Genomic DNA, 12818 nt, shown 5'->3' with positions numbered 1-12818 from the left:
GAATTCCATTAATTTCAGATAGCAAATATTATACCTCTCATTAAATGATATAACATTAGTATAAAAATTAAAATGTTTTGAGCTGGTTTTCATGGTGACAACTGAAGAAATTAAAAAGAAGTTAGAGGAAAAAAGAAAAGAACAAGATTTTGGTGAATCTGACAATTTAGAAGATGAAAAAACAGGATATTTAATTTGTAAAGAGTGTAATGGGTATTATAAACTACAAAAAGGCGAATCTCCAGGTAGTTTTGATAAATGTAGTTGTGGCGGAGAATTAATTTATACCGAATCTCTTGATGAATTCTTTGATGAACCCATAGATGAATCCGTTGAACCTTCATCAGATTCTGATGTGGCAGTTGTTTGCCCATCCTGTGGAAAAGAGAATCCTGCTAAAAATAAGTTTTGCACAGAATGTGGTCAACAACTACAAGATTAAATTAATAGAATTGAATTTGCTTAGAATAAATTTTAAGGTAAAATAAGATATATTTACTTAAAAAAAGGAGGAATCCCATCCAACCTCCAATTCTAGATGACAATATTGTTAATTTAAGGGTAGATGGGAAATATTTTAAAGTTAATTTTCTTTAAAAATGATTTTAGAGCATAAAAAGATTCATGCTCCAGTTCCACCAGTTACAGGATTTGTTGGTGTATCAATCATCATTGGTTTAGGTAATTCAATACCAATAGTTTCTTTTATAACATCTTCCACAGTTTCAGCGAATATAAACTCTAATTCATCCTTTACATCTTCTGGTATGTCATCTAAATCTTTTTTATTATCTTTTGGTAAGATAACACGTTTTATTCCTGCTCTGTGAGCTGCAATAACTTTTTCTTTAATTCCACCAACTGGTAAGACTGCACCTCGAAGTGATATTTCGCCAGTCATTGCCAATTTTGAATCTACCTCATGACCTGTTACAAGGGAGGCAATAGTGGTTAAAAGAGCCACACCTGCTGATGGCCCGTCTTTTGGAATAGCCCCAGATGGAACATGTATGTGTAAATCTTTTTTATCAAATTCAACATGCTTTAAGTTAAATGCTAATCTTGAACGAATCAATGTTTGGGATATTTTAGCTGATTCTTTCATTACATCACCTAATTGACCCGTAAGTGTTAATTTACCTGTTCCTGGCATGAAAGCACCTTCAATGAACAATATATCTCCACCTACTGGTGTCCATGCTAAACCAGTTACAACTCCTGGAGGATTTTTTTTACCTGCCTGATGAATTTGGGCGATTTCATGACCCAAAATATCATATAACATATCTTCTTTGACCATATAAGGCATTTCAACTGTACCCCTAACAACTTTTTCTGATGCTACCCTTGCAACAGCTGATAATTGGCGTTTGACACCTCTTACTCCTGCTTCTCGAGTATATTTTTCTATGATTGTTTTTAATGCTTCATCATCAATTTGAAGCTGGGTGTTATCCAGACCGTGTTCTTCAAGTACCAATTCAATTAAATGGTCTTTTGCTATACGAAACTTTTCATGGTTGGTATAACTTCCAATTTCGATTATTTCCATACGATCCCTTAAAGGTCCAGGGATACCTCTTAATGAGTTTGCTGTAGCAATGAAGAATACGTCAGATAAATCATATGGCACTTCTAAGTAGTGATCTGAGAATGTATTGTTTTGTTCAGGGTCTAAAACTTCTAATAAGGCGCTTGCAGGGTCACCGCTGTATGATGCCATTAGTTTGTCTACTTCATCTAAGATAAATACAGGATTTCTTTCTGTTGCACGCTTCATTCCCTGGATGATTCGGCCAGGTAACGCTCCCAGATATGTTCTTCTGTGTCCTCTAATTTCTGATTCGTCTTTGACACCGCCCAGACTGATTCTAACATATTTTCGCTCCAGAGCTTCAGCAATACTTCTTCCTAAACTGGTTTTACCGGTTCCTGGAGGTCCTACTAACAATAGAATTGATCCTTGTTTGTTTTGTTTTAGTTTCATTACTGTAAGATGTTGGATTATACGGTCTTTTACTTTATCAAGCCCATAGTGTTTTTCATCCAGTATTTTCCTTGCAGCTTCGATGTTAATGTCTTTAATCTCGCTTTCACCCCATGGAAGGCTGACTAACAGGTCTAAGTAGTTTCTGATGACATTTTCTTCTGAGCTGTGAGGTCCCTGTCTTTCTAATTTGTGAACTTCTTCTATTGCCACTTCTTTTACATCTGCAGGCATATTTGCTTCTTCAATTAGTTCCCTGTAATCTTTTTTGCCTGAAACTCCCTCTGTTTCACTTAATTCTTCTTGTATAACTCTTAACTGCTCTTTAAGCATTGTTTCTCTGTTCTTTTTGTTCACTTCTTCATTGAATTTAGCAGCTATTTCCATTTGGAATTTTATTGATTCTTTTTGTTCAATTAAAATGTCCATGAATTTTAAGCTTTTTTCTTTTAAAGAGCGCATTTCAAGTAATGCTTGTTTTTCTTTAAGTGATAATCTCATGTATGGAAATACATAGGCAATAACCTTTGTAAGGTCATCTAATTTCTTTATATGGTCAACATAAGTTTTTGAACCCTTGAAATTTTCACTTATCTCTGATACTAAGTGTCTTATGTGTTTTAGCATTTCTTTCTGCTCTTCAGAGTTTAAGTCCATGATATCTGGAACGAATTTATAAGTTGCCCTGTAATCTACGCCTTCAGGAACTATTTTTTCTATTTCTACTCTTTCTATGATTTCTGCGCGTATTTGATAAAAATCTCTTGATTTTTGGACTCCTTCCACTCTAATTAATGTTCCAACATTATATAAATCAGATTCTGTGTATAATTCTCCAGTTCCATCTTTAGTAGCTACTGCAATACCGTAAAAATCGTCTTTTGCAACTCGCTGGTATATTTCACTCCCTATTTTTTTACTTATCTTGAGAGTCATATTAGTTTCATGTAATAGGACTGTATCAGGTATAACTAATATGGATAATTCTTTATTAACGTTCATTTCTTTCATAGTTTCACTCCTATGTAGAGTAAAGAGTATTTGGCCCCATTTACTTCGGGTTCCTCTTTATCTTTGTTTTTACCTATGATTAATTAAAATTCTTTCTTTATTTCTTTGATTTTAAAAAAACTGGTTTTTAACATGTTTTTTGGAGTTTATTCACTCATTTTTTTCGCATTTTGATAAAACACATCCAAATAAAAAATCAATCTTTTTTTTATGGTTTATCATGGCACTATGGTTGAATGTATAGTAAATGTAGTTTCCTTTCTTTTCTGCGTTTAATATATTGGCAGTTTTTAGTATTTTAAGATGTTGTGATGCTGCAGGTTGGGTTAAACCTATCATATGTGCCATTTCTGTAACGCTTATCTTTTCTATTTCGCCGGATGTCATTCTGTAAATTAATAACAGTCGGTTGATGTTTCCGAGTGCTTTAAACAGCTCTTCCAATTCTTCTGATAGATCACAACAGTGTTCAGGATTCAACATCATGTAACATAAGTATATAAGAATATCCTTATATACTTTTCGATCGTTATATTATATTGTATGATGATCAAAACCAAAAAATCAGATCAATATTATCTGAAATATCTAATTGTTTAAAATTACCTTTTTGAGTTATTTACCTATAGGTCTGGCAATTAATTTACATGCTTTTTAAGGATTTACTTAAAAATATATATGAATAGAAAAACTATAATCACATTCAAAGAAAGATTGGTGAAAAAAAATGAAGATTAACTGGAAATTATTTATAATATTATTGATCATGAGTATTTTTGGATGGTTTACTGTATTACCCTATACTCTAACTCTCCAAAGCAATGTACTCCAAAATTTACCTGTACCACTTTATGTTTTATTATTAGGACAATTTATTCAAAGTCTAATATTATTTGTGATTGCTATCATTGCAGGTCTTTACTTTGCAAAAAGAGTGGGGCTTGGGCTTCCTATTTTAGAAGGTTGGCTTGAAGGTAAACCCGTTAAAGAATACCTTAAATCTATACTCCCTATATCCGTTGGACTTGGAATTATAGCAGGTATTTTGATAATTGGCTTAGATTACCTATTTTCATTTGCAGGTGCTGCCATTAATATTACAGCAAGTCAATTCACTCCTCCAGCATGGCAAGGATTACTAGCATCATTCTATGGGGGGATAAATGAAGAAATATTACTTAGGTTATTCTTGATGACCCTAATAGTGTGGATATCCTTTAAAATAGTTTCATGGATACTTGTTAAAACTAAAAAAATCCAGATTGAAAAACCAGGAAAAGCAGTTATGTGGTTTTCCATTATTTTAGCAGCGATTATATTTGGAATTGGTCATTTACCAACTGTCGCAGCAATGGCAGCTTTAACTCCAATTCTTATTGTCCGTACAATTATTTTAAACAGTGTTGGTGGAATCATCTTTGGATGGCTTTACTGGAAAAAGGGATTAGAATCTGCAATGATTGCGCATTTTTCTGCAGATATCGTCCTACACGTAATTCCTGCATTACTAATTGGTGCTATTTTATAAACCAATTATTCTTTTTTTTAAAATTAAATTTATTTAAAATAAATTAAAAATAGTTTCTAAGGGATAATTAAAGAAGTTCATCCCTTAAATCAATTGTATCTTCAAGATCTGGACCTGTTGAAATAATGGTTACTGGTACTCCAGTTTCTCCTTCAATTTCTGCCACAAATTTTTTGACTTCTCCAGAAAGTTTTGAATAATCTTTTACTCTTTCACATTGTGGGAAAATCTTATCAACACATGTTAAGGCTATTTGGGTAGCTCCATTTATCATGCATGATTCTCGAGCTAGATCCATATCAAAGGTTCCAACTCTTCTTCTTCTGCCCGTTACAGTCCCATACTCTTCTAAACCCAATTTTTCAGCTTCTTCTTGGGAAATTTCAGTGCCAAATGGCCCTTCTCCAACACGTGTGATGTATGATTTAAATACTACAATTACATCATCAATACGAGTTGGTCCCACGCCTACATCAGCTGCTGCAGTACTTGCTGTTGTATCTTTGCTTGTAACAAATGGATATGTACCATAATAGAGTGATAGTCCAAAACCCTGTGATCCTTCAATAAAAACGTCTCTTTCATCATCTAACGCTTCATTTACTTCACGAGGAACATCAGTTAAGAAATCTTTCATTTCCAAAATGTCTTCAGCACGTTTTATACTTCTATTTACCCTATCTGCGTTTGCTGGTCCACATCCTGTTCCAGTACTTCCTATTTTTTTAGATAAATGATCTGAAGCTTTATCTTGTGCTTTATGCTTTTCTTCTATAATTGCACATCTATAATCTGCGAATGTTCTACCTCTGACATTATATTTATTTAAATAATCAAGTTCATGCATGAAGACTTCAGGATCTACGAGTACTCCTGCACCTATAAGTAATCTTGCGTCTTTATGGAAAAATCCAGAAGGAGTTAATCTTAATCCATATTTATCGCCTTTAAATTCGACAGAATGTCCTGCATTTGGGCCTACTCCTGCCCTTGCTATTATATCAGGTTTATCGTTGTAACAAAGGTAAGTGATACATTTTCCTTTACCTTCATCTCCCCAGCCGCCACCGACTAATATACTACATGTCATTTTTAGTTCTCCATATTTCTTTGCCTCTTTTATTTTTGGAAGCTCTTAATAAATACCTTTCCATATTATTAAAAAATTAGAAATTCTGATCATATATTTAAAAATAACTTTTTAGATTCATAATCAAAGTAAAATAGCTTTGTTAACCTTTTTTCTCTAGAATTCTTGCAAAAATATCAGGGGTGAACTTCCTTTGAAGCACTATTAAAATATGCTGATTTAAAGCGTCTTCTAAGATTTCTTCAGTTATTCTTTCCTCATTTTTCCTCATGCGTATAGCCTGTGCAATCTGTGCAATATCCCTTGCATGTGCAAAAGTCGGTTGAAGCTGCTCTCCACCACTAACAAGAGGAGTATACACCTTTTCAAACCTTTTTATCATTTTTTCATCGTATTTTTCTCCAAGTGCATCTAAATTATTCTTAAAAACTTCTATAATTTCGTTTGTTGAGGGTGTTTCCAGATGAATATTCAAAGGTGCTCGTCTAAGGTGTGCCTCATCAAATATGGTTATATTCAAATTAGTTGAAAATGCAGGTATAAAATGAGTTTCAATTACTACAGGCGCACCTTTAATATAGATTATATCTTTTTTACTTTCCATTGATACTATTAACCTATTTAAAAGCGCGTTATGGTCTTCTTTCTGCCTTCCAAGATCATCTAAAAGTAAAACTCCACCATTAGCCTTTATTATGGGAGATGTTTCATATAATCCCTTGTTATGATTATAACTGGTTTCAAATTTTTCAAGTGTAAGTTCTGAACCAGTGAAAACATATGGTGCATATATTTTAACCCACCGTGGGTCTTCAGGCTGTTCAGGGCATTTTCTATGGAAATCCGGGTCAAAAAGTTGGATTACCTGTTCATTAAATTCTATAAATTTTGGAATTACAATTGGAGACAGTAAATCTGACATTTTGCTTGTAAGAAATGTTTTACCTGTTCCTGGAGGTCCATAAATAAAAAACCCATTACCCCCTATTGCTGCTTCAACTAATGTTTGTTTTGCTTTTTTTGAACCAACTACCCCTTTAAAAGCTTTTTTTATAACTTCATCAGGAATTTTTGTTGGAAATCTGTCTTTAAGTTGAATTTCCATGATTTTTTGATAATGAGCATATGGTACAGGGGCTAAACCTACATACTGGTTTTCACTTAACATCTTATTTGCTTTTTCACGTCCCTGCTTTGTTACTGTGTATTCAACACTAGAAAAGAGAAAACTTCCACTTGTAGGGACACAAAAATCCTCTTTTTCAAGAATTCGCATACATTCTTCCACTAAATCCATATTTAAGCCCGTTATTTCATGTATTTGCAGTACTTTGATACTACCATAAGATGAAACTAATTTTAAAATTAAATTGATAATAAAAGTACTGGAAAGATCTATTTCTTTAAGTGATTTAGGTTGCTTTAAATAATTAAAAATTTTCTGTATTTTCTCATTATGATAGTAATCCATAGGATATCATCTTCTCCAATTACTAAACCTTTACTTATCAAAATAATTTAATACATGGAAAGTCCCATTAATATGCATTTGTTTTTATTCACTTGCTTTTAAATGAATGCCTCAATGAATTTAATTGAAGTTCAAATACTCTGTTTTTTATTTGTTGTAACATATACTTACTAATGAATCTTATTTATGTATTTTTAAATATAAAAAGTCATGGAATTAAAATAAATACATAGATATTGTGAGATTTAATTAATAAAACTTATATTTTTAGGTTATATACCTTAAAAGACGATTATAAAAAGCTTTTTTTATATTTTGAAGAATAAATATAGATATACTAAACAAATTAACTATTATAAATTAAAAAAAGGAAAATAAATAAAAATTAGAAGGATAAACCAGATATTCTATCCATAGCTTCTTTAGTGTTTTCAAGGGTGTTAAATGCTGTTATTCTAAAATAACCTTCACCACTTGGCCCGAAACCTACACCTGGTGTTCCTACCACGTGTGCTTTGTTTAAAAGAAGATCAAAGAATTCCCACGAGTCCATGTTATTTGGCGTTTTAACCCAGATATAAGGCGAGTTAATTCCACCATAAATATTTAAGCCCAGTTCAGCTAAACTTTCCCTGATAATTGCTGCATTCTTCATATAATAGCTTACTAATTCTTTAATTTCTTCCTGACCTTCTGCTGAATAAATTGCTTTAGCCGCCGCCTGTACAGGATAAGAAACACCATTAAACTTGGTAGTCAATCTTCTAAACCATAATTCATTTAATGAATATGAATTTCCAGAAGTATCAAAGCCCATTAATTCTTTAGGAACTATAGTGTAAGCGCATCTTGTTCCTGTAAATCCTGCATTTTTAGAAAAACTTCTAAATTCAATAGCTACTTCTTTTGCTCCTTCAATTTCATAGATACTGTGAGGAATGTTATCTTCCTGTATGTAAGCTTCGTATGCTGCATCGAATAATATTATTGATTTGTTTTCACGCGCATATTCAACCCATTTAGCCAATTGTTCCTTTGTAAGTACTGTTCCAGTTGGGTTGTTTGGATAACAAAGATAAATTAAATCCACTGGTGTTTTAGGGAGTTCAGGGATAAAATCATTTTCTTTAGTACATGGAAGATAAACAAGTCCTTGATATCTTCCATCTTCTCCCATCTGGCCACCACGACCTGCCATGATATTACTTTCAACATAAACTGGGTAAACAGGGTCTGTTACTGCTACAACATTGTCCATACCAAATATTTCCTGAATATTTCCAGTATCAGGTTTAGCACCGTCGCTTACAAATACTTCCTCAGAGTCTAATTGAATTCCAAGAGGAGTATAATCATTCTTTATAATTTCTTCAATTAAAAAATCATAACCTCTATATGGTCCATAGCCTTTGAATGTCTCAGCATGACCCATTTCATCTACACCCTGCTTGAATCCATCAATTACAGCTTTAGTTAATGGCTTTGTGACATCACCAATGCCCATTCTGATTATTTCTGCATCAGGATTTTCTTTTTCATATTTTTCAACACGATTATCAATTTCTGCAAAGATATAATTGCTTTTAAGCAATAGATAGTTTTCATTAATCTGCACCATTTTTAACACTCCTATTAATCAACTATTATTTATGCGCAAAGTAAAATCTTAACTTATTTTCATTTATTTCATCTAAACGAGCAAATCCAAACCTTTCAAACTGTACAATATCATCTACTTTTAATTTACAGCATGAAGGCTCTGCTAATCCTTTTATAATGCTTGCATCAGGCATTACTATTTCTGTTTTTATATTGCCTTCTTTGGGAATCCAGTGAATAATCTGTGCACCTGCTTCTCTTGCTTCTTCAAATCCTGAGCTTTCAAAAACAGCTTTTTCATCTTTAAAGATTATATTCGCAGCATCCATAAGTCTTAACATCTTATTTTCTCTTATATCTTCTTTTACAAGATAAATTTCACCATTAAATTGAAGTTCGCGGTTTCCACGTTCTAAAAAGTCTGGATGTAACGGTCTTTCTATAATTCCTTTAGCAGATTCAGGGAGATCCTTTATTTTAACTTCTTCTGGGTTCCATATGAAGAAATATCTGTTTGCTGTTTCTTCCAGGATTGTACGGTTTAATCCATATATTTTTTTCCAGCTTACAGTTGTATCTGCTATTTTAGTACCTATTTCATTCATTAATTTGTAAATCGCTTCCCTCATTATTCCCCTTTTAGCGATGGCCCTTATTGTTCCCAGCCTTGGGTCGTCCCAACCAGAATATTTGCCTTCCACAATACCTGCCCTTGCTTTAGATGTGCTTAATGCAATATCTTCCATTTTAAGCCGTCCATAATGGATAAAAACAGGTATTTCCCATCCAAAATGATTATAAAGATATTCCTGTTTTTCTGAGTTTGCAAGATGGTCTTTTCCACGTAATACATGGGTTATTCCCAGTAAATGGTCATCTACTGCTACAGAAAAATTCATCATAGGATAAATTTTATATTTAAATCCGATACGAGGATGTTCAGCATCTACAACCCTCATTGCAACAAAATCTCTTATTGCCGGATTTTTATGATTTATGTCTGTTTTAACTCGAAGTACTGCTTCTCCTTCAGACAGATTTTCCATTTCCTTCCAGCGTTTAAGGTTTTCATCGATATTTAAATCTCTGCATGGGCATGATTTTGATTCATCTTTTAATTTTTTAAATGCACCACCTTCACATGTGCACATGTATGCTCCGCCAATTTCAATGAGTTTTTCGGCATATTCGTAGTAAATAGGAAGTCTGTCACTTTGGATAACTTTTTCATCAATTTTAACGTCCATCCAGGCCAGATCTTCATCTATCATTTTGTAAGCGTCTGGATCAACTCTGCGAGGGTCTGTATCTTCAATACGTAGAACTAATTTACCATCATACCTTTTCACATATTCATTATTTAAAACCGCAGCTCTTGCATGACCAATATGGAGAGGTCCGCTTGGATTTGGAGCAAATCTCAAAACTACTTTTCCTTTAACGTTTGGAAGGTCAGCAAGCCCCTTTTTAGAAACCTTTTTTTTCTCTTCTATCATGCCACCTAATTTTTCAAGTTCTCTAACTTGTTCATCAAGAGTCATGGCATTTATTTTATTTAAAACTTCACCCACAGTTTTAGAAACTTCTTTAGCTTCCCTTCTGTATTCTGGATGAGAACTCATAATTGAACCAATTACAGCACCATTTTGAGCATTTTTTTTATGTTTCACGGCATTTTGAAGAGCATATTTGTATACAATGTCTTTTAAATTGTTCATAAAATCACAGGGTTAGAATAATGAATAAAAAATATATAAATATTATTAATGGTTTCTCTCAAGCACGAAATCTGCAAGTAATTTGAGAGATTCTTTAGCTTCAGAATCTTCTAAAACATCTAAAAGCTCTTTTGCGGTTTTTACATTGCGGAGTGCTATGTCACGCGTGTATTCTATTGATCCATATTTATTGAATATTGCAATGGCATCATCAACTAAATCTTCATTATTTGCTTTTAGTATTGAAATAAGCCTTTCTTTATCATCTTTTGATGCGTTTGCAAGTGCATGTACCACCATTAGTGTCATTTTACCTTCTACTATGTCACTACCGACTGGTTTACCTATATCTTCTTCGTCACTTACAACATCGAGATAATCATCTTGGATCTGGAATGCTAATCCAATTAAACGGCCGTACTCTGCAAGAGCTTGAATTTGTTCTTCAGTTCCTCCCCCAAGTATGGTTCCTGCTTTTGTTGAGGCTGCAATAAGTGCTGCTGTTTTTTTGTAGATCATGTTCATGTATTCGTCTTCTTTAACATCTAATTTTCCTTCAAATCCTATGTCTAAGGCTTGACCTTCACATATTTTGATACATGAATCTACAACTGTTCTTAAAGCTTCTACAACTCTTTTTGGAGGAATATTTTCAACATCAGTATCCAGAATGGTTTCAAATGCCTTGGAAAATAAAGTATCTCCTGCTAAAATGGCCATTGGTTCTCCCCATAACATATGGACAGATGGTTTTCCTCTGCGCATTTCATCTTTGTCCATTATGTCATCATGTATCAATGAAAAGGTGTGGATTAGTTCCATGGAAGCAGCGGTTTTAAGAGCATCTTCGCTCTTTCCTCCTACAGCTTCACAGCTTAAAACTACAAGTGATGGACGGATTTTTTTTCCTCCAGCTTTAATAAGATGATCTGATGCTTCACAAAGTTTTGTGGGGTCTATTGTGTTTAATGATGCTTCAATTTCTTTATCAATGCTTTCAGAATATTTTTTTAAGATGTCCATTACCTTCATTAAACTCCTCCGTTAAATACCTGTGCCTGGCCATTTCTAAGTACATGGATGTTATTTCCCATTTTATAGCCTTCTTCTTCTGCAAGTTCTGTGTATGATGCAAGCATTGCCAGATCTCCGTGGGCAGGGATTATATGCATTGGATTTAACATTCTTATAAAGTCCCTGTGATCTTCACGTCCTGCGTGCCCTGAAACATGAGCATTAGTAAATATTCTGGCACCACTTGATTTAAGTCTTCGCTCCAGTAAATTCCTGTTTGCTATGTTCATTGGATTGGGGATAATAGGTGCTGAAACCACAACATTATCACCATTTCTAACATTAAATTGAGTTTTTCCACTTGCAATTCGAGGCAAGAGCGCATCGGGCTCACCTTGATGGCCAGTTGTAACTAAAAGATACTCTGAACGTTTTTCTTCAGCTCTTGCCAGGGCTCTGTTAACTGCCTTTGGACTTCCATATATACTTGCAGTTGCAGGAAGTTTTAAAATTCCCATAGCTTCAGCCATACCACAGTATCTCTCCATTGACCTTCCAAGAAGCAGCAAATTCCGATCACTCTGCTCAGATATATTACATATAGCCTGAATACGTTCTATATGGGACGAAAATGTTGTTACAAGCATTCCGTTCTTTTCATCAAGTGGATCAAGCATTATGTCTTTGAGCATGATTCTTGCAATCTTTTCAGAATGAGTTTTAGCTTCTCCATCTTCTCCAACTCTTGTTGTCTCTACAATAAGAGCTAGAACCCCTTTTCTACCCAGTTCTTTTAATCTGTTGTAATCTGGTGGTGGTGAAATCATTTGATAGTTGTCAAATTTGAAATCATTTGCATATACTACTATTCCTTCAGATGTATGCAATGCTGCCATTGCAGCTTGAGGAATACTGTGAGTCATGTTAATGAATTCTAATGTAATATCTGGAGATATTTGACATTTTTCACCAGGATTCAGCACTTGAAGAGGATTTGTTACACTAAATTTTTTCTCGCCTTTAATTGTACGCTCTATAAGTGCTAATGTGTAAGGTGTAGCTATTATAGGGGCTCCATATCTATGTGCAAGCTTTGCAACAGCCCCTATGTGGTCTAAATGGCCATGAGTAAATACTATGGCCCTTACTTTACCATCAACTTCTTTCATCAATGTATCGTCAGGTATAACTCCCCTTTCGATTAAATCTAAACTGTGCATCCTTGCTATATCTGTATCCTCATGAATATGAATTCTGTCAAGGTGAATTCCCATATCAAAGATTACTACGTCGTCACCTACTTTAACTGCGGTCATGTTTTTTCCTACTTCTTCATATCCGCCTATTGCTATTACTTCAACGCTCATAAATTGTCCTCCATCGTCAACCTTTTTTTAAAG

The 12818-nt window shown here is 33.8% G+C and carries 10 protein-coding genes; 2 read left to right on the top strand and 8 right to left on the bottom strand.

What is annotated here, in order from left to right; all coding sequences use genetic code 11:
* Positions 1-91 precede the first annotated feature (91 nt).
* Positions 92-442, top strand: a complete 351-nt coding sequence (locus tag HZC47_10190) for a zinc-ribbon domain-containing protein (protein ID MBI5681252.1) — start codon at positions 92-94, stop codon at positions 440-442.
* A gap of 180 nt (positions 443-622) precedes the next feature.
* Here the strand turns inward: HZC47_10190 and lon are convergent, their stop codons facing one another.
* Together lon and HZC47_10180 are read right to left on the bottom strand one after the other, a co-directional pair.
* Positions 623-2998 (bottom strand): endopeptidase La, encoded by a 2376-nt coding sequence (gene lon, locus HZC47_10185; protein MBI5681251.1) that lies wholly within the window; start codon positions 2996-2998, stop codon positions 623-625.
* A gap of 150 nt (positions 2999-3148) precedes the next feature.
* Entirely contained in the window at positions 3149-3484 is a 336-nt protein-coding gene (locus tag HZC47_10180; GenBank protein MBI5681250.1) for a winged helix-turn-helix transcriptional regulator, read from the bottom strand.
* A 241-nt stretch (positions 3485-3725) separates the two neighbouring features.
* Between HZC47_10180 and HZC47_10175 the strand changes: the two genes are divergently transcribed.
* Entirely contained in the window at positions 3726-4526 is an 801-nt protein-coding gene (locus tag HZC47_10175) for a CPBP family intramembrane metalloprotease (GenBank protein MBI5681249.1), read from the top strand.
* Positions 4527-4593: 67 nt separating this feature from the next.
* Here HZC47_10175 and HZC47_10170 read toward each other — a convergent pair whose 3' ends face one another.
* The 6 genes from HZC47_10170 to HZC47_10145 form a co-directional block, all read right to left on the bottom strand.
* Positions 4594-5616, bottom strand: a complete 1023-nt coding sequence (locus HZC47_10170) for an adenylosuccinate synthetase (protein ID MBI5681248.1) — start codon at positions 5614-5616, stop codon at positions 4594-4596.
* A 142-nt stretch (positions 5617-5758) separates the two neighbouring features.
* Positions 5759-7087, bottom strand: coding sequence for an ATP-binding protein (locus HZC47_10165; protein MBI5681247.1), 1329 nt, complete (start codon positions 7085-7087; stop codon positions 5759-5761).
* A 385-nt stretch (positions 7088-7472) separates the two neighbouring features.
* Complete coding sequence (locus HZC47_10160) at positions 7473-8705, bottom strand: LL-diaminopimelate aminotransferase (protein MBI5681246.1); 1233 nt, start codon at positions 8703-8705, stop codon at positions 7473-7475.
* Positions 8706-8730: 25 nt separating this feature from the next.
* Entirely contained in the window at positions 8731-10404 is a 1674-nt protein-coding gene (locus tag HZC47_10155; GenBank protein ID MBI5681245.1) for a glutamate--tRNA ligase, read from the bottom strand.
* A 45-nt stretch (positions 10405-10449) separates the two neighbouring features.
* On the bottom strand, positions 10450-11436 hold the full coding sequence (locus HZC47_10150; protein MBI5681244.1) for a polyprenyl synthetase family protein: 987 nt from the start codon (positions 11434-11436) through the stop codon (positions 10450-10452).
* Positions 11436-12785: an RNase J family beta-CASP ribonuclease gene (locus HZC47_10145; GenBank protein ID MBI5681243.1), complete on the bottom strand. Its 1350-nt coding sequence runs from the start codon at positions 12783-12785 to the stop codon at positions 11436-11438. The genes HZC47_10150 and HZC47_10145 overlap by 1 nt, the downstream gene beginning before the upstream one ends.
* Between the last annotated feature and the right edge of the window lie 33 nt (positions 12786-12818).

The sequence above is a fragment of the Methanobacterium sp. genome, assembly GCA_016222945.1.
In the GTDB taxonomy this organism is placed as follows: domain Archaea; phylum Methanobacteriota; class Methanobacteria; order Methanobacteriales; family Methanobacteriaceae; genus Methanobacterium_D.
This window is presented reverse-complemented; position numbering and strand designations above follow the sequence as displayed.